The following is a 16,755-nucleotide window of genomic DNA, read 5'->3' on the forward strand; positions in this document are numbered from 1 at the left end:
CCCCACGGCCAGCATGACCACCCGGCCGGCCGGGTGGTCATGCTGGCCGTGGGGTCCGTGCTGCTGCTGGTCGGCACGGGCCTGCTCGGGGCGGGGGGCACCGCGCTCGCCGCCGACATCGGCGCCCGCGACGATGCCGGGTTTCTCAGCTCCGACGTGCAGCGTGCCGCGTCCCCCGGCTATGCCCTGCGCAGCGAGCCCGTCGTGCTCGCCGACGGCCCCGCCGACCCGTCCGGGCTGGCCCGCTTCCTCGGCGACGTGCGGGTCCGGGCCCACGGAGCAGGGGACCGTCCGCTGTTCATCGGAGTGGCACCCGCCGCCCAGGCCGCCGGCTACCTGCACGGCGTCGGGCAGGGCGTGCTCCGTACCGACACCGCCCTCGGGCTGTCCGTCACCTCCGACGACGGCGTTGCACCCGCCGGCCCTCCCGCCGAGCAGCGGTTCTGGGCCGCATCCGTCACCGGAGCCGGAACCCAGTCCCTGACCTGGTCCCCGGTCGCCGGCGACTGGATGGTCGTGATCATGAACGCCGACGGCGGCGCCCCGGTCGCCGTCGAAGGGACCGTCGGGGCCACCGTTGCGGCGCTGCGCGGCCTCGCGATCGGCCTGCTGGTCGGCGGCGGGCTGCTGCTGGTCGCCGGGGTGTGGCTCGTCGCGGCGGGCGCCCGGCCCGAGGACCGTTCCGCTGCTGCCGGTGTCCATGCCGGGGAGCCGGTATGACGGGCCGTGTACGCCTCCCCGAACCGCCCGGAGTGAGGTAGTCATACCGGATGGTGAGAACGGTGCGTGAGACCGAGCGCAAGTACGAAGCCGGGGACGGCGGGGTGGACCTGCCTACGCTGGTGGGGCGGCTGGCCGGCGCGGTGGGCGGCCCCGTGCCCGCGGGGCCCGCGCAGCTCGCCCTCTCCGCGGTCTACTACGACACCGACGACCTGAGGCTGGCCCGCGCCGGGCAGACGCTGCGCCGCCGCCGCGGCGGTGACGACCCGGGGTGGCACCTCAAGCTGCCGGTCGGCAGGGACACCCGCGACGAGGTCCGGTTGCCGCTCGGCCGCTCCAACCGCCCGCCCGAGCAGCTGATCGAGCTGACCCGCGCGGCCCATCGCGGCGCGGCGCTGGCGCCGGTCGCGCAGCTGGACAACCGCCGCCGGCAGTGGGTGCTCACCGGCGACGACGGGCGCCCGCTCGCCGAGGTCGTCGACGACCGGGTGACGGCGACGCGGCCGGGCGACGCGTCCGCGCCGATGTCGTGGGGGGAGATCGAGGTCGAGCTCGCCGAGGGCGCCGATCCCGAGATCCTCGACCGCATCGAGACCGAGCTGCTCGCGGCCGGGGCCCGGCGCTCGGCCTCGGCGTCCAAGCTGGGGCGGGTGCTGGCCGACCGGCTGGGCGACGGCCCGCCGCAGCCGCGCGCCCGGCGCAAGAGCCCCGCCGGCGAGGCGTTGCTGGCCTACCTGTGGCAGCAGGCCGCCGCGATCCGCCGGACCGATCCGGCGGTCCGCCGCGGTCTGCCCGACGCCGTGCACCAGATGCGGGTGGCCTGCAGACGGATGCGCAGCGCGGTGCAGGTGTTCGCGCCGCTGCTGGACGCCGAGCGCGTCGCCGGGCTGACCGACGAGTTGCGCTGGCTGGCCGGTGAGCTGGGTGCGGCCCGCGACCTCGAGGTGCTCGAGGAGCGGATCGAGGCCCGGGTGGCCGAGCTGCCCCCCGAGCTGGTGCTGGGCCCGGTCCCCGCCCAGCTCACCCGCTACTTCGCGGGCCGCCGCGCCGAGGCCGCCCGCGCCGCGACCGCCGCGCTCGACAGCGACCGCTACCTGGAGCTGCTCGGCCGGATCGATGCCCTGCTGGCCGACCCGCCGCTGACCGGGCGAGCCGGCCGGCCGGCCCGCCAGGAGATGCCCGACCGGGTGCGGCGCAGCCTGCGCCGGACCGAACGGGCGCTGCGCGACGCCGACGCACACCCCCCGGGGGAGGCCCGGGACATCGCACTGCACGGGATGCGCAAGGCGGCCAAACGACTCCGTTACGCCGCCGAGGTGAGCGAGCCGGTCGTCGGGAAGAACGCCACCCGGCTCGTCGACGAGGTCAAGGCCGTGCAGGAGCTGCTCGGCGACCGGCAGGACGGTGTGGTCGCCCGCCCGGTGCTGCGCGAGCTGGGTGCGGCGGCGCACGCCCAGGGTGAGAACGGCTTCACCTACGGGCTGCTGTACCGCGACGAGGAGGCCCGGGCGGAACGGGCCGAGGCCGGGCTGGACGACGCGTGGGCCCGGCTGCGGGGCCGGGCACAGTGGCTGCACGGCTGAGGGGGGTGCACGGCTGGGGGCGGCATCCCGCGATCCGCCACGTCCCCGTCTCAGCCCGCGCTCGCCGGCGCCGGTGCCGGGCTGCCCGCGCGGCCCAGCCGCACCTGCGGCAGCCCGGGGGTCTGCCCGCGGTGGTGGGTGGCGATCAGTACCGTGCGTCCCACGGTGGCGCGGAGCACCTCGGCGGCCAGCGCAGGGTGCCGGCCGGCCGCCCCCCGGTTCACCCGGGGAGGTGGGCCCGGCCGCGACGGTCGGGGGGCTGATGGCGTCGCGGCCGGGGCAGGAGGGGCCGGCGCGGGGCCGGCCGTGGGGAGTGTGGTGGTGGGTGCCCGCAGCGGGCGATCGGCGATGAGCGCCCGGGCGAGTGCGACCCGCCGCCGCTGCCCGGTGGACAGGGCGGTGCTCCGCTCGCCGACGAGCGTGGCCAGCGGGATGTCGAGGGCGGCCTGCGCGGCGGCGCGGCGTACCCGGCCGCGGTCGGGCCGGCGCAGGCCCAGCGGAATCAGCGGCACCGTCAACCCGATCAGCAGCCCGGAGAGCCGGTCGGCGAACAGGATCCGGCCCGCCCCGATGACGGGCACCACGGCTGCCACGAGCAGTGTCGGCAGGTAGCGGCCGAGGAACGCGCGGTCGATACCGACGGCCAGGAGCTGGGCCTGCGCCATCACCAGGACGGCGGTCGGGACGGCGACGCCGGCGGCCGGCCCGACGTGGCGCCGGGCCGCCGCGGCGTGCCGCAGCAGGCGCGGGTCGAGCGGTCTCACCGGCGGCCCGCCGGCTCGCCGGCGGACGGCCGGGCCGGGCCGTCGGCCGTTGCGGCCGGTTGCCGCGTCCAGGCGCGAGCGGTGCGGGTGAGCGACCCCGGCCGGGTGGTCGCCAGGCGCGCGCGCTTGTCCATCGCTCCTCCTGGCTCGGTTCGGGCCCACCTGGAACTGCGGGCTTTCCGGCTCGGGGAGCAGCCTGACGTGTGGGGGTCGGCGGTCGGCAGGGTCCATCGGCCCCCCATTTGGCGGGGATGCGCAGGCCGTTCGGGACCTGGGCCCGGCGATATGCGCCGTCGGTCGGCTCCGGGCCTCTCGCGCGGATCGTTCTCAAGCCTGCGACCAGGCGCGATGCCGGTTCTGGCCCGGTGAGGGACCTTGGACCCTATCGCCGCGGTGGCCGACGGGAGTGCACTCGGCCCTCGGCACGGAGCCGGTGCCGTGTGGGGGCGGTGGGGACAACGGGGCACACCGACGGCACCGGCTCCGTGCCGAGCCGTCTGTCCGGACGGCGGCGACGCCGGGCCCGCCCGCAACGGCCCACGGCCGTTGCGGAGGCTGCGAGACCTGGGACAGCCCTGGGGGACACGGTGGGCCGGCACGGCTGGTCCGGTCGCGGACCGTCGCGGCACAGGCCCGGCTCGGCGGCGCGATGCGCATCCAGGTCCGGCGCGAGATCGACCGCCGATGCACGTCCCCGGACGAGCTGATGGCGACGGCAGTGGACACCTTCTCGGGACACCTTCTCGGCGATGGAGACGTGGCTGGGCCCCCCGACGGGCGGACGGGCCGGCCGGCCGGGGCGACGCCGGGCGCCTCCGCCCGGGTCCACCGGCCGACCTGACCGACTGCCCGCGAACCGGTCATCCCCGGCGGCGTCCGGCCGCACGGGGTGCTGTTGTGCGCGCCGGCCTGTGCGAGGTCGGCGGAGGCGGCCGAGGTCCCGGGCCGGAGGGCCCGGCGGGCGCGGCCCTCCGGACCTGGCCCGGGCGCGCGGCCCTGCCGACGATGAGCGCATCACCGCCGCGCAGGTGCGGCGGCCCACGGAACGAGGGAGGCCCGATGACGACCGGTGTCCGGCAGACCCGCCCGTCCGATCCGGTCCGCCGGATCATGGTCAGCCCGGTGGCGAGCGTCGACACCGGCTACACGGTGGCCGAGGTCGCGGCCGAACTGGCTGCCGACGAGATCGGCGCGGTCCTGGTGGAGAACTCGCACGGCGCGGTCGGAGTCGTCTCCGAACGTGACGTCGTCACGGTGCTCGGCACCGGCGGCGACGTCGACACGATGCAGGCCGGGGACCTGATGAGCACCGACATGGCCTGGGTCGACCCCGAGGACCCGATCTCCGCGGTCGCCGAGCTGATGTGCGAGGCGGGGGTGCGGCACGCCCCCGTGCGCGAGGGCGGCACCGTGGTGGGCATCGTGTCGATCCGCGACGTGCTGCCGGTCTACATGGCCGGGGGCTGACCCAGGCACAGCCCGCTGCTGCTCCGCGCGCCGCCGCGCCGGCGACCGCCGCGGAGCCACCGGGCCGGCGTCACGGTCCTTCGGGCGTCACGGTCCTTCGAGTGCGGTGCGCGCCACGAAGTCGGCGACGTCGCAGGCCGCCGGGGTGCAGCCGCCGGGCACGGTCGCCTGGCGCCGCGGCGCGGCCCCGGCGACCTGTGCGGTGCACACCGACCAGCCGTCCCGGGCGTTCCAGTAGGCCCAGACCGGCAGCCAGGACGGCCCGGCGGCGGTGGCCGGCACATCGAACAGCACGGTCCCGTGGTCGCCGTGCACGATCGCCCCGTCCACCAGCAGTTCGCGGCGCACCAGTTCCTCCACCACGTCCCACAGGTAGCGCGCCGCCAGGTCGTCGCCGGGCGCCGGCTGGTCCGGCACCGGGACGGGCCCACGCAGTGCAGTCATCGTCGAGTCCTGCCTGTGATGGCCGGCGTGGCCAGCTTGCTCAACCGCCCCGGGTGCCGCCGGCGAGCACGGGGCGCAGACGGTCCGGCAGCGCCGGACGGGGGCCGACGACCGCGACCGGGCAGGCGCCGCCGTGCAGCAGAGCCCACGTGGTGCGGCCCAGGGCACGCCGGCCGTGCCCACCACGGCCGACCACGAGCAGTTGCGCGGAGTCGGAGAGTTCCAGCAGCGACCAGGTGGGGCTGCCGCGCATCACCTCCGGGTGCACGGTCAGCCCGGGATGCAGTGCCGCGGTCCCGGCCAGGCAGTCGGCGAGCAGCCGACGGGCGGCCTCCCGCGCCGGCTCGTGTTCGCGGCGGCACAGCCGGCGCAGCGCGTCGGCCGGGCGTTCGAACCACACGTGCACCGCGACGAGCACCCCGCCGCGTTCCCGGGCGATCTGCGCGGCCACGTCGACGGCGGCCCGGCTGTCCGGCGATCCGTCGACCGCGACGACGATCGGCCGCGCCCGGTCGGGCACCGGGCGGCCCGCGGCGGCACGCACGACCAGCACCGGGCACGCGGCGCGGCGGCCCACCGTCACCGCGACCGAGGAGTGGGCCGGGCGGTCCACGCCGCCACCGCCCCGGTGCCCGACGACCAGCAGACCCGCCTCCCGGGACAGCTCGGTGAGCACCTCGGCCGGTCGGCCGGCCCGGCACCGGATGCGTACCGGCACGTCGGCGACGGCGCGGGCGATCGTGCGCGCCCGGTCGAGGATGCCGGCCGCCGTGTCCGTCGGCTCCGACACACACACGATCTCCAGTGGCCTGGCGTGCAGGGCGGCCTCCTCGGCCGCCCACGCGACCGCCCGCAGCGCGGGTCCGGAGCCGTCGGCGCCGACGAGCACGGACGGCACGGACGGCATGGACGGCACGGACGCGGGAGGCGGGCGCCCCGGGCCAGGGCTGCTCACCCCGCTCGGCCCGTCGTCAGCGGCACCAGGACCACCGGTCCCTCCGCCTCCCGGTGCACCTGCGACGCCACCGGCCCCAGCTTGTCGGGCGCGCCGCCCTCACCGAGGACCAGCACGGAGGCCTCGCGGGCCTCACCCAGCAGGGCGTCGGCCGGGGGCTGGTCGGTCAGGGTGACCGTGATGACGAGCCCGGACCGCCCGGTCGTGCTGTAGCGGGCCACCCGTGCGGCTCCCGCGATGATCGCGTCGATCCGCCCCGGGTCGTCGTCGGGATGAACGGCATAGACCAGCCGCAGCGGCACCCGGCGGCGTTCCGCCTCCATGGCGGCCGCGGCGACCGCGCGTAGCGAGCACCGCGACCCGTCGACCCCGACCACGACGTTTCCGACGGCCGTCGTCCTCATCGCCCTCGCCCGTTCTCACCCGTCCACATCCTGGCCCGGCCCACACCCCGACCCTGCCCGGGGCCGGCGCCCTGCGGCAGGGCCCAAAGACCCCGGGTCGAGACCGGGCTCGGAGGATCAGCCGCGGCCGACCTGCTCCCGCGGCACGACGTGCGAGTCGGGACCCGGGTAGTAGATCGATTCGTGTCCGTCCTGCCAACGGACCCGGTAGTGGCACATATCCGCGACGCCGAGGACCTCGAGGACCTCGCCCCGCCGCGGGGGCTGGTCCAGGGTCGTCGTGGCGATGACGATCTCGTCGCCGACCTGGGCCTCCATGGGCGTCTCCTCTCCTCGGCTCGACCGAATGGTGCTCCGTTGCGCCGTCCCGGCCAAGGGCCGGAGGTCACCGGGGCTCGGGCCGGTCGGACCTCGCGGTCGGCAGTTGATGACCGCGCCGGCCTGCGGCCGCTCGGGACCTTCCGCTCTGGCGCCCGGTGGGCCGGGCTGGCAGCCTTCCGCGCGACCCGTCGGCGCGGGAGGACCACCATGGCCGATTCGGGATTCCCGACCCCCGGCACGATCGCGTGGCTGGACCTGATGACCGACGACGTGGAGGTCGCCGAGCGGTTCTACACCGGCGTGCTCGGCTGGACCTACGCGACGGCGTGGACCCCCCTCGGCGACTACGGGGTCGCCCGGGTCGGGGACCGGGACGTGGCCGGGCTGATGACCACCGACCCCGGTGTGCCGGGCCCGGCGTCGGCCTGGGAGGTGTTCGTCGAGGTGGCGTCGATCCAGATGACGCTGGCGTCGGTCCGGGCGGCGGGCGGCACGGTGCTGCAGGAGGCGGTCGAGGTGCCCGGCGGTGGGCGGATCGGGGTGTTCGCCGACCCGACCGGCGCCGTGCTGGCCGTCGTCGAGTCGCCGCCGGGGGCGGGACCGCCCGCGAGCGGGGTGCCGGGCGGGTTCGCCGGCGTCGAGTTGCGGTCCGCCGACCCGGAGGTCGCGCGGGCGTTCTACACCGCGGTGCTGGGCTGGCGGACGGAGCGCAGCCTCCCGGATCGCACCACGTTCCTGCTCGAGGGCAGTCCGGTCGCCGGGCTCGCCGCGACCTCCGACGAGGTCGCCTCGTCGCGCTGGCTGGCGTGCTTCGCGGTGGCCGACATCGACGAGGCGTTGCTGGCCGCTGCGCAGCGAGGCGGCTGGGTCGCCGGCCCGGTGACGGTGACCAGCACCGGTCGGATGGCGGTGGTGGAGGATCCCCGTGGTGCCTGGTTCGCGCTCGTCGAACCCGCCGGAGTGGCCGGTTGACCGCGCTCAGCGCGCGGTGCTGGGCTCGGGCATGAGCAGGTTCTCGACCGGCCGCCGCGGGGTCGCCGCGACCGGCCACCCGTATCCGATGCGCAGCACCGCCTGCGGCGGGTGCGCGCCGCTGATGAGCCTGCGCAGCTTCTCGCGGATCTCGGGCACCTCGGTCAGCTGGGACAGGAACGACACGGCCAACCCGTGCACGGTCGCGGTGAGCAGCACGTGTTCCAGCGCCAGGCCGGCCTGCAGTTCGGCGTCCGGTCCGGCGAGGTGCGCGCTCAGCACCGCGATGAGTGGCTCGTTCTCGAAATCCTTGCCGTCGACCCGGGTCCGGCCGCGCCCGGCGGTGAAGTCGCGCAGCACCCAGGTGTCCTGCTCCTCGGGCAGCGGGCCACCGGCCGAGGCCGGCACCCCGTCGCAGCGACCGTCCTCCGCCCCGGTCCACGCGGCGAGCTCGGCCCGGAAGCCCGGGTCGGCCATCTGGATCTCGTGGGCCTGCGCCGCGAGCCGTCCGACCTCGGCCCGCTCGGCCGGCCCGGCCACGATGTGCAGCCACCCGTTCTCGTCGAGCGCTGCCCGGCGCAGCGCGTGCTGTTCGGGCGCCGCGACGGCGGTGTCGCTGAACGGGCGGCGGTTGGTGCGCCGCAGGGGGAGCGCCCGCAGCAGCCGGGTGAGCTGCGGGGTGGGCGTCTTGCGCCCGCCGTGGCGGACGACCGCGAGGAGTTCCGGTTGCCCACGGACGGGGTACAGCGTGACGATCGGCCGGATCCCCAGACCCAGCAGGGCGGTGCGCAGGTTGAACAGCGCGGCGCCGCACGCCAGCCGCAGTTCCCGGTCGTCGGGGTCGGACACCGGCAGTCGCCGCGCCGGGTCGGTGTGCAACTCGATCGCGTGCGGCGTCACCCGGAACCGCCAGGGCTGCGTGTTGTGCACCGACGGGGCCCGGCCGGCGGCGCGCAACAGGCTCGCGACCTGGTCGGAGTCCAGTCCGAGGGCAGCGGGAATCGTGCTCATCGCGCCTCTCCGTCGGGGAGGAGGTCCGGGTCCGTACCGGCCCGGATCGCCCACACCCTGCTTGCCTGCGCCCAGGGCCGATACGGCCGAATGCCCTTCCGGGGCAAGGCGAACCGCCCCACCATCCCGGTGCGCAGGGCTGCTTGCCCGGGTTCGGGGACCGTGACACGGTGGTAGTTCCCCGGGGGGCACGTGGACCCCTGGATGCCGTACGGATCGGGTGTCGATGGACGAGGTGCCGGACGCCCTGCCCGGTCAGAAACCACCTCCGAAGGTGCTGGCCGGGTTGCGGCTCGACGAGTTGTTGCACGGCGTGCAGGAGCGGCTCAACGAGATCATCCAGATTCGGGACCGGATGCAGGGTCTGCTGGACGCGGTGCTGGCGGTGGCCGCGGGACTGGAACTGGACACGACGTTGCAGCGCATCGTGCAGGCGGCGGTCGACCTGGTCGACGCCCGGTACGGGGCGTTGGGCGTGCTGGCGCCGAACGGGGGGATCTCCCGGTTCATCTACGTGGGTCTGGACGACGTGACGCGGGCCCGGATGGGGCCGTTGCCGGAGGGCAAGGGCCTGCTCGGGCAGCTCATCCTGGATCCGCGGCCGTTGCGGCTGCCGGAGCTGAGTGCGCACCCCTCGTCGGTGGGGTTTCCGCCGAACCATCCGCCGATGCGCAGCTTCCTGGGTGTTCCGGTGCGGGTGCGGGAGTCGGTGTTCGGCAATCTCTACCTCACCGAGAAGAACGGTGGTGGCGAGTTCACCGCCGATGACGAGGTGGTCCTGGAGGCCCTCGCCGCCGCCGCCGGGATCGCGGTGCAGAACGCCGATCTGTTCGAGCAGAGCCGGTTGCGCCAGCAGTGGCTGGAGGCGTCCGGGGAGATCCGCGCCGAGCTGTTGTCCGGCGCCACGGCCGGGGACGCGCTGCGGCTGATCGCCCAGCGGACCCTGGAGCTGACCCGCTCCGACGCGACGGTGATCGTGCTGGGTCCCGACCCGGCCGACGACCACTTCGAGATCAGTGCGCAGTGCGGGGCGGAGGAGCCCAATCTGCTCGGCCGCCGCCTCGACGCGGGCTCCACGCTGCTGCAGGAACTCGTGGAGGCCCGCACGCCGGTGATCTCGGAGAACTCCGGTGACCTGCTCGCGGCGATCGACGGCGAACTGCCGCCCTACGGTCCGGCGGTCGCGGTTCCGCTGCAGTCGGTGCAGAACGTCACCGGGGTGCTGATCGGGCTGCGCCGGGAGGGCGCCGAGCCGTTCCAGCCCGGTGAGATCCCCCTGCTCGCGTCGTTCGCCGACCAGGCCACCCTGGCGCTGGAGCTGGGGGAGAAGAACCGGGCCCAGCGCCAGCTCGACGTGTTCGCCGACCGCGACCGGATCGCCCGGGACCTGCACGACCACGTCATCCAGCGGCTGTTCGCCACCGGGTTGCGGTTGCAGAGCACGCTGCGCCGCAGCACCCGTCCCGATGTGCAGGAGCGCATCCAGCAAGCCGTCGACGAGCTCGACCAGACCGTCCGGGAGATCCGCACGGCGATCTTCGACCTGCACTCGCCGGTCACCGGCGTGGACACCGGGCTGCGTCGCCGGTTGCTCGACACCGTGGCCGAGGCGGGCGCGGAGTCCGGGCTGTCACCGTCGGTGCAGATCTCCGGCCCGGTCGACACGATCGTGCCGCCGGAGGTGGCGACGCATGCGGTGGCGGTGGTCCGGGAGGCGGTGAGCAACGCGGTGCGGCACGCCCGGGCCGGGGCGCTGAAGGTGCGGGTGGACGCCGGTGACGACCTCGTCATCGAGGTCGTCGACGACGGGATCGGGCTCGATCCGGAGAGCGCGCGCAGCGGGCTGCGCAACCTGGCCGAACGGGCCGCAGAATGCGGTGGGGCCTTCCTGGCGCGTGCCGAACCGGCCGGCGGCACGCGGCTGACCTGGCGGGTCCCGTTGCGCTGAGCGCTCAGGCGGGCCGGTTGCGGCCCCCGGCCCGGCGGCGCTCGGTCGCGTAGACGGCGGCCTCGGTGCGCCGGGCGAAGCCGAGCTTGTGCAGCAGCGAGGACACGTAGTTCTTGACCGTCTTCTCGGCCAGGTACATCTCGGCGCCGATCTGGCGGTTGGTGAGCCCGTCGGCGATCAGGTTGAGGATGCGCTGTTCCTGGGGGGAGAGCGCGTCGTAGCGCGGGTCGGTGGGGTCGTCGCCCTTGCGCAGTCGTTCCAGCACGAGGGCGGTCGCCTTGGGGTCGAGCAGTGAGCCGCCGGCGGCGATGGTGCGCACCGCGCCGATGAGGTCGACGCCGGCGACCTGTTTGAGCAGGTAGCCGGCGGCGCCGGCCATGATCGCGCCGAACAGTGCCTCGTCGTCGGAGTAGGAGGTCAGCATCAGGCAGGCCGGTGGGGGTTGCACCGAGGAGCGGAGGTCGCGGCAGACGGAGACGCCTTCGCCGTCGGGGAGGCGGACGTCGAGGAGGGCGACGTCGGGGCGCAGGGCGGGGATGCGGGCCAGTGCCTGTGCGGCTGTGCCGGCCTCTCCGACGACCTCGATGTCGTCCTCGGTCTCCAGTAGTTGGGCGATGCCGCGGCGGACGATCTCATGATCGTCGAGCAGGAACACGGAGATGGTCACGGCCGACCCTCCTCCCGGTCCGGTATGCAGACGCTACCCCGGCCGACCGGCCCAGCATCCCGATCACATGACCCCCCTGGCCAGGGCCGATCGGCCCTGGCCGTGCGCGGCCGCACGAGTCAGGCCGGCAGCAGGACGGAGCTGAGCGGCCGCCGGGGGGTGGCGGGCAGCGCCGCGGCGCCGTCGGGCAGCCAGCCGACCCGGAGCATCAGCTGCGGCTGCCCGCAGGTGCGGGGTGGGTGGTCGCCCGGCGGGTGGTGGGCCTCGGGCTGGCGGAGCAGCGTGCTGGCCAGGCCCAGCCGGGTCGCCGCGAGCAGTACCGCGCTGGCCGCCTCGCCGGCCCGGAGCCGGTCGATGATCCCGTCCGCCGCCGTGGTGATCATCAGCAGGTAGCTGCCGTCGGCTGTGCGGGAGATCCGCCGCGGAGCCGGCGGCAGGTCCGCGGCCGCGTCGCCCTCCGGAGGGTCCGGGGCCCATACGACCAGCTCGTCGGAGAACCCGATGGCGTGCCGCGGGCGCGAGGCGGCCTCGGTGAGGGCGGCGTGCAGGCGCGCCCGGACGGTCTCGCCGGTGACCGGGAGCAGGGCGGCCCCGCACGCCGCGGCGTGCGCGCGGAGGGTGTCGAGGTGCGCGCTGCGGACCGGCCGCGGACCGAAGCGGCGCCGGTCGGTGCGGCGATGCTCGATCACGGCCGCCAGGCTCGCCTCGTCGGGGTCGGGTGCGTGCCCCACCACCAGCACGGTCGCCAGGTGCGCGGGGTTGCCGGGATCGGGCAGCCGCAGTGTCCGGGTGGCGCAGTCGGATCCGGCCAGCGCGACCCGGAGATGGTGCAGCGCGGCTCCGCAGCTGAGCACGAGATCGCGCCGGTCCGGGTCGAGCGCGGCCACCTGCCGGGTGTCGTCGGCGTGCAGTTCGACCGTCCTGTCCCCGACCCGCCACTTCCAGGGCTGGGAGTTGCGCGTCGACGGGGCGCGCAGGGCCTGCTCGATCGCCCGGCGCGCCACCTCGCTGCTCGCCGGGCCGGCAGACGCGCGGACGGCCGCTGTGCTCACGGCGCCAGGGTTTCCCGGGTGGCCCGCCGCAATCAGGGCCGAAGGTCCTCTCTCGGTGCTGGCGCAGCGGGTTGTGCCGGGCGGGCTGGAGGACCTGCCCGGGTGGGCCCAGCGGCCCTGGCGCCTCGCGGCGGGCCGTGCCTAGCGTCGGGTCCGGTGCCCGACCCCACCAGGAGGAAACGCATGCGCGTCCGTCAGGTCATGTCCGCCCCGCTGGCCGCGGTGTCCCCGCAGACACCGGTCGAGCGCGCGGCGGCGCTCCTCACCGAGGGCGGAGCGACCCTGCTGCCCGTGATCGACCCCGACGGTCTGCTGGTCGGTGTCGTCGGCCCTCGGGACCTGCCCACCGCCCCGGGGCGCCTCACCGTGGGTGACGTCATGACCACCGACGTGCTCGTCACGCACCCGGAGGAGGGTGTCGCGGACATGGTCACGGTGCTGCGCGAGGCCGGCCTGCGCGCCGCGCCGGTCGTGCAGGGCGACACCCTCGTCGGGATGGTGGACTACCGGGACCTCGTCCACGCCTGGGCCCGTTCCGACGAGCTGATCAGGGCCGACGTGCAGCACTTGCTGGACGACGAGCGCGGGCCCGACCGCTGGCGGGTGTCGGTGCACGACGGCGACGTGACGCTGCACGGCCCGGCTGCGGACGCGGCTGCCGTGCGGCTGGCCGACTCCGTGCTGGGGGTGACCGCGATCAGGGTCGTGGAGGAGCCCCGGGTCCGCGCCACCTGACCGGGCCGGGCTCACGGCTCGGGCACGGGTCCGCCGTCGGCCGGTACGAGGAGGGTGAACGTCGGCGGTGCGGGCCGGGCCAACAGCAGCCGGCCGCCCTCGGCCTCGGCGAGGCTGCGCGCGAGGGCCAGCCCGATGCCGTGCCCCGCGGCCTCACCGGACCGGCGCTTGAACAGCTCCGGCTCGGAGGTGGTGATGCCCGCGCCCTCGTCGGCGACGTCGATCGCGAGCACCCCGCCGCCGCCCGCGTCGCGCACCGTGACCATGACCGTGCCGGCGCCGTGCGCGACGGCGTTGTCCAGCAGCACGGTGAGGACCTGGCGGACCGCGGCCGTCGACGCCCTCGACGGTGGCGCGTCGGGGGCGGGATGGATCCGCAGCGCGCGCCCGGCGGCCGCGAGCGGGCCCGTCCACTGGTCGCGGATCTCGTCGAGCAACGCGCCGAGGTCCAGCGGGCCGTTCTGCGAGGTGGCGTCGCGGGCCAGTGCGAGCAGGTCCTCGACGGTCTGCTCGAGGCGGTCGGTGGCCGCGACGCCGGCGGTGATCGCGTCCCGCAGGTGGTCCGTGCCGGGGGTCTCGAGCGCGGCCTCGAGGCCGAGCCGCAACCCCGTCAGCGGGGTGCGCAGCTGGTGCGAGGCATCCGCGGAGAACGCGCGCTCACGCGCCAGCAGCACGCCGAGCCGCGCCGCGGTGCTGTTGAGCGCACGGCCGACCGCGTCGATCTCGGTGACGCCGACGGGGCTGGTCCGCACGCTGAAGTCACCCTCGCCGAGCCGCCCCGCGGCGGCGGCGAGGTCCTCGAGCGGCCGGGCCATCCGGGCGGCCAGACTGCGGGCCACCGCGAGCACCAACCCGAGGACCAGCACGCCCAGTCCGAGCATCGCCACCCAGACCACCGCGGCCCGGGCGAACACCTCGGCGCGCGTGGTCGCGGCGCGCACGGTCCAGGTGCCCTGCCCGTCCTCCACCACGGGGACGGCGACGACGAGGTCCCAGCTGTCGTGCGACGCGGAGATCTCCCCGGAGCGGGCGGCGAGCGCCGTGGTCTCGTCGGCCCCGGCCGGGCCGGCCCCGAGGAAGCGCCGCCCGGCGGCGTCGTAGAGGCCGAGGGCGACGGTGGAGTCGGCGTTGCCGAGACTGCTCGGGGTGCGCCCGCGGGCGAGGTCGACCGAGACCGTGAGCGCCGAGACGTCGGCGATGCGCTCGAGCTCGGCGCGCTCGTCGTCGAGCAGGTACTTCACCACGCCGGCGGCCAGCGGAATCCCGAACAGGGCGATCGCCAGCACGGCGGCGAGCACGGTGAGTCCGACGATCCGGCGTCGCACCGAGAGGTCTCCGTTCTGCTCCGGTCGCCGCGCGGTCCGGGCGACCGACGCCAGCATGCCGTCCGGCCTCGAGGGCGGTGCGGGCGGTGTGCGAATCGGCGTCCGGTGTGTCGCGGACGCCACTGGTGGGCGGCGGCTGCGCCGTTCAGACCTCGTCGTCGGACGGGATCTCGAGGCGGTAGCCGTGCCCGCGCAGGGTGACGATCCGCGGCACGGCGGCACCGGTTGCCTCGACGTGCTCGGCGATCTTGCGGCGGAGCGCGGCGACGTGCACGTCGAGGGTCTTGGTCGAACCGAACCAGTGCTCGTCCCAGACCTCGGCCATGAGGGTCTCCCGCCCGACGGCGACGTCGGGCTCGGCGGCCAGCCGGGCCAGGAGGTCGAACTCCTTGGCGCGCAACCGCAGCTCGCGGCCGGCGATCGTGACCCGCCGGCTCGCCGGGTCGACCAGCAGGTCACCCAGCGGGCGGGCCGGGGTGGCGGAGGGCTTGGGTGCGCCGCGGCGCAGGTGTGCCCGTACCCGGGCGTGCAGCTCGGTGAGCCGTACCGGCTTGGTCAGGTAGTCGTCGGCCCCGGCCTCCAGCCCGACGACGACGTCCATCTCGGTGGTCCGCGCGGTCAGCATCACCAGCACCGTCCCGGGCTGCGCGGTTCGCAGCCGCCGGCACACCTCGACGCCGTCCAGATCGGGCAGGCCCAGGTCCAGCAGCACCAGGTCGAACTCGGTCGTCGTGGCCCGGCGCAGCGCCTGCACGCCGGAGCGCTCCCAGACGACCTCGTGACCGTGCGCGCGGAGACTGGACTCCAGGACCTCTCCGATGGTCCGGTCGTCCTCCACCACCAGTAGTCGACTCACGCGCTCAGGGTAGTGAGCCGGCTCCGACGTTCGTCGCAACGGCGCTGCGATCGGGGCGCCGGTGCGGGTCCTGCGCCCGGTTCCGGCGGATGCGCGGTGTGCCGGCCGCTGTCCGGAGCAGCCGCACAGGCCCGAACCGAGTAGTTCTCGGGGCCGACTCTATCCCCTCTGACCTGCGGGAACGTTACGATCCGGGCAGCGCGACAGCTGCGTAACGGACGGGGCTTGTCCGGAGAGTTCACCGGTGTCCGTCAGCGCTCGCGCGGGGGGTGGCCGGTATGACGATCCCGGCGGGAACCGAGGTTCCGATCCGCCGGCGGCGCGCCGCACGGGTGGCGCGGGCGCTGGTCGCGCTGGTCTCTGCGCTGGTCATCGCGATCACCGGATACGGCTGGTTCCAGGTGCACGGCCTGGTGACCGGGCTGACCGGAGCCGATGTCATCGCCCCCGGGGCCCGCACGGCGGAGCAGAACATCCTGCTGATCGGCCTGGACAGCCGCACCGACGCGCAGGGCAACCCGCTACCGCAGGACCTGCTCGCCCAGCTGCACGCCGGAGCGAGCACTGACGGTGGCGGCCTCACCGACACGATGCTGCTGGTGCACATCCCCGCGGGCGGTGGGTCGGCCACGGTCATCTCCATCCCGCGCGACTCCTACGTGCGGATCGCCGGCGGGTACGGCACCCACAAGATCAACTCGGCGTTCGCATACGGCCGCAACACCGCCGTCGACGCGCTGAAGGGCACCGGGATGAGCGGGCCGGCGCTGGAGACCCAGGCCGACGCGGCCGGCGCGCGTACCGCGATCGCGACGGTGGAGCAGCTCACCGGCGTGCGGATCACCCACTTCGCCGCGGTCAACCTCGTCGGCTTCTACGACATCAGCCAGGCCGTGGGCGGGGTCCCGGTCTGCCTCCTCGCCCCCGTGCACGACGAGTTGTCGGGGGCCGACTTCCCGGCCGGCCCGCAGACCGTCCAGGGCGCCGCCGCGCTCGCCTTCGTGCGCCAGCGGCACGGCCTGCGCAACGGCGACCTGGACCGGGTCCGCCGCCAGCAGGCCTTCCTCGCGGGGCTGGCCCGCACCGTGCTCTCGGCGGGCACGCTGACCGATCCGGCCGCCCTGGGCAGGCTCGCCGCGGCTCTGCAGCGGGCGGTCACCATCGACCAGGGCTGGGACCTGACCGCGTTCGCCGGGCAACTCCGGCTCAACCCCGGCACGATCACCTTCACGACGATCCCGGTGGGCACGCTGGCCCTGCAGACCCCGTCGGACGGCGAGGCGGTCCAGGTCGACCCGCAGGAGGTGGCCGCGTTCGTCCGGGCGGTGGATGCCGGGTCGCCCGCGCCGGCGGTGCCCGGCTCGGCGCCCGTCGCCCCAGGGCCTGCGAGCAGTGGATCGGACCTGGTCCCGCCGGTGCCACGGCCGTTCACCGCGTCCGCGCCGGCCTGCGTGAACTGACCAGGGCGCCCGCGACGCCACCACGGCCGGGCATGGGGAGAATCGTGCCGAACGCTCACCGGAGGTGAGGC

Annotated in this window: 17 protein-coding genes and 1 pseudogene; 7 read left to right on the forward strand and 11 right to left on the reverse strand. The window is 75.6% G+C overall.

All coding sequences use genetic code 11. The features are described from left to right. Together HF526_RS09850 and HF526_RS09855 are read left to right on the forward strand one after the other, a co-directional pair. A pseudogene (locus HF526_RS09850) lies at positions 1–720 on the forward strand (DUF4389 domain-containing protein); the annotation flags it as partial. 62 nt (positions 721–782) lie between these two features. Next, a complete protein-coding gene (locus HF526_RS09855; protein ID WP_338051391.1) occupies positions 783–2,303 on the forward strand; it encodes a CYTH and CHAD domain-containing protein in 1,521 nt (506 codons plus the stop codon). A gap of 50 nt (positions 2,304–2,353) precedes the next feature. Here HF526_RS09855 and HF526_RS09860 read toward each other — a convergent pair whose 3' ends face one another. Together HF526_RS09860 and HF526_RS09865 are read right to left on the reverse strand one after the other, a co-directional pair. Then, positions 2,354–3,067 (reverse strand): hypothetical protein, encoded by a 714-nt coding sequence (locus HF526_RS09860; protein ID WP_169381064.1) that lies wholly within the window; start codon positions 3,065–3,067, stop codon positions 2,354–2,356. Further along, positions 3,064–3,201: a hypothetical protein gene (locus tag HF526_RS09865; RefSeq protein ID WP_169381068.1), complete on the reverse strand. Its 138-nt coding sequence runs from the start codon at positions 3,199–3,201 to the stop codon at positions 3,064–3,066. Before HF526_RS09865 ends, HF526_RS09860 begins: the two co-directional genes overlap by 4 nt. 925 nt (positions 3,202–4,126) lie before the next feature. Between HF526_RS09865 and HF526_RS09870 the strand changes: the two genes are divergently transcribed. Then, positions 4,127–4,534 (forward strand): CBS domain-containing protein, encoded by a 408-nt coding sequence (locus HF526_RS09870; RefSeq protein WP_169381069.1) that lies wholly within the window; start codon positions 4,127–4,129, stop codon positions 4,532–4,534. An 87-nt stretch (positions 4,535–4,621) separates the two neighbouring features. On the opposite strand, the gene HF526_RS09875 is transcribed toward HF526_RS09870, so the two are convergent. The 4 genes from HF526_RS09875 to HF526_RS09890 all read right to left on the reverse strand — a co-directional run bounded on the left by HF526_RS09875 (position 4,622) and on the right by HF526_RS09890 (position 6,655). Further along, a complete protein-coding gene (locus tag HF526_RS09875; RefSeq protein WP_169381070.1) occupies positions 4,622–4,978 on the reverse strand; it encodes a hypothetical protein in 357 nt (118 codons plus the stop codon). Positions 4,979–5,018: 40 nt separating this feature from the next. Beyond that, positions 5,019–5,885: a universal stress protein gene (locus tag HF526_RS09880; RefSeq protein WP_169381071.1), complete on the reverse strand. Its 867-nt coding sequence runs from the start codon at positions 5,883–5,885 to the stop codon at positions 5,019–5,021. A gap of 44 nt (positions 5,886–5,929) precedes the next feature. Further along, entirely contained in the window at positions 5,930–6,337 is a 408-nt protein-coding gene (locus tag HF526_RS09885) for a universal stress protein (protein WP_169381072.1), read from the reverse strand. A gap of 117 nt (positions 6,338–6,454) precedes the next feature. After that, positions 6,455–6,655 (reverse strand): DUF1918 domain-containing protein, encoded by a 201-nt coding sequence (locus HF526_RS09890; RefSeq protein ID WP_169381073.1) that lies wholly within the window; start codon positions 6,653–6,655, stop codon positions 6,455–6,457. A 210-nt stretch (positions 6,656–6,865) separates the two neighbouring features. Here HF526_RS09890 and HF526_RS09895 point away from each other — a divergent pair, with 210 nt between their 5' ends. Continuing rightward, positions 6,866–7,630, forward strand: coding sequence for a VOC family protein (locus HF526_RS09895; RefSeq protein ID WP_169381074.1), 765 nt, complete (start codon positions 6,866–6,868; stop codon positions 7,628–7,630). Positions 7,631–7,636: 6 nt separating this feature from the next. Here HF526_RS09895 and HF526_RS09900 read toward each other — a convergent pair whose 3' ends face one another. Beyond that, complete coding sequence (locus tag HF526_RS09900) at positions 7,637–8,641, reverse strand: Acg family FMN-binding oxidoreductase (RefSeq protein WP_169381075.1); 1,005 nt, start codon at positions 8,639–8,641, stop codon at positions 7,637–7,639. A gap of 226 nt (positions 8,642–8,867) precedes the next feature. Here HF526_RS09900 and HF526_RS09905 point away from each other — a divergent pair, with 226 nt between their 5' ends. After that, the gene (locus HF526_RS09905) at positions 8,868–10,589 is read left to right on the forward strand and encodes a sensor histidine kinase (RefSeq protein WP_169381076.1); all 1,722 of its coding nucleotides are present in this window, start codon (positions 8,868–8,870) and stop codon (positions 10,587–10,589) included. Positions 10,590–10,593: 4 nt separating this feature from the next. Here HF526_RS09905 and HF526_RS09910 read toward each other — a convergent pair whose 3' ends face one another. After that, positions 10,594–11,256: a response regulator gene (locus tag HF526_RS09910; RefSeq protein WP_169381077.1), complete on the reverse strand. Its 663-nt coding sequence runs from the start codon at positions 11,254–11,256 to the stop codon at positions 10,594–10,596. Positions 11,257–11,375: 119 nt separating this feature from the next. Then, positions 11,376–12,308 carry a nitroreductase family protein gene (locus HF526_RS09915; RefSeq protein WP_169381078.1) on the reverse strand — a complete coding sequence of 311 codons (933 nt, stop codon included), beginning with the start codon at positions 12,306–12,308 and terminating at the stop codon, positions 11,376–11,378. A 183-nt stretch (positions 12,309–12,491) separates the two neighbouring features. On the opposite strand from HF526_RS09915, the gene HF526_RS09920 reads away from it, so the two are divergent. After that, positions 12,492–13,043: a CBS domain-containing protein gene (locus HF526_RS09920; protein ID WP_169381079.1), complete on the forward strand. Its 552-nt coding sequence runs from the start codon at positions 12,492–12,494 to the stop codon at positions 13,041–13,043. Positions 13,044–13,054: 11 nt separating this feature from the next. On the opposite strand, the gene HF526_RS09925 is transcribed toward HF526_RS09920, so the two are convergent. Together HF526_RS09925 and HF526_RS09930 are read right to left on the reverse strand one after the other, a co-directional pair. After that, positions 13,055–14,425, reverse strand: a complete 1,371-nt coding sequence (locus HF526_RS09925) for a sensor histidine kinase (protein WP_211177014.1) — start codon at positions 14,423–14,425, stop codon at positions 13,055–13,057. Positions 14,426–14,513: 88 nt separating this feature from the next. Further along, positions 14,514–15,224, reverse strand: a complete 711-nt coding sequence (locus HF526_RS09930; RefSeq protein WP_169381080.1) for a response regulator — start codon at positions 15,222–15,224, stop codon at positions 14,514–14,516. A gap of 278 nt (positions 15,225–15,502) precedes the next feature. On the opposite strand from HF526_RS09930, the gene HF526_RS09935 reads away from it, so the two are divergent. Next, a complete protein-coding gene (locus HF526_RS09935) occupies positions 15,503–16,684 on the forward strand; it encodes an LCP family protein (protein WP_169381081.1) in 1,182 nt (393 codons plus the stop codon). Positions 16,685–16,755 lie beyond the last annotated feature (71 nt).

The sequence above is a fragment of the Pseudonocardia acidicola genome, from assembly GCF_012911935.1.
Taxonomy (GTDB): Bacteria; Actinomycetota; Actinomycetes; order Mycobacteriales; family Pseudonocardiaceae; genus Pseudonocardia; species Pseudonocardia acidicola.

Coding starts and splice junctions, on each gene's coding strand:
- HF526_RS09865 (WP_169381068.1), bottom strand. CDS start 3,201: ATGGACAAGCGCGCGCGCCTGGCGACCACCCGGCCGGGGTCGCTCACC.
- HF526_RS09870 (WP_169381069.1), top strand. CDS start 4,127: ATGACGACCGGTGTCCGGCAGACCCGCCCGTCCGATCCGGTCCGCCGG.
- HF526_RS09875 (WP_169381070.1), bottom strand. CDS start 4,978: ATGACTGCACTGCGTGGGCCCGTCCCGGTGCCGGACCAGCCGGCGCCC.
- HF526_RS09880 (WP_169381071.1), bottom strand. CDS start 5,885: ATGCCGTCCGTGCCGTCCGTGCTCGTCGGCGCCGACGGCTCCGGACCC.
- HF526_RS09885 (WP_169381072.1), bottom strand. CDS start 6,337: ATGAGGACGACGGCCGTCGGAAACGTCGTGGTCGGGGTCGACGGGTCG.
- HF526_RS09890 (WP_169381073.1), bottom strand. CDS start 6,655: ATGGAGGCCCAGGTCGGCGACGAGATCGTCATCGCCACGACGACCCTG.
- HF526_RS09895 (WP_169381074.1), top strand. CDS start 6,866: ATGGCCGATTCGGGATTCCCGACCCCCGGCACGATCGCGTGGCTGGAC.
- HF526_RS09900 (WP_169381075.1), bottom strand. CDS start 8,641: ATGAGCACGATTCCCGCTGCCCTCGGACTGGACTCCGACCAGGTCGCG.
- HF526_RS09905 (WP_169381076.1), top strand. CDS start 8,868: ATGGACGAGGTGCCGGACGCCCTGCCCGGTCAGAAACCACCTCCGAAG.
- HF526_RS09920 (WP_169381079.1), top strand. CDS start 12,492: ATGCGCGTCCGTCAGGTCATGTCCGCCCCGCTGGCCGCGGTGTCCCCG.
- HF526_RS09925 (WP_211177014.1), bottom strand. CDS start 14,425: ATGCTGGCGTCGGTCGCCCGGACCGCGCGGCGACCGGAGCAGAACGGA.
- HF526_RS09935 (WP_169381081.1), top strand. CDS start 15,503: ATGACGATCCCGGCGGGAACCGAGGTTCCGATCCGCCGGCGGCGCGCC.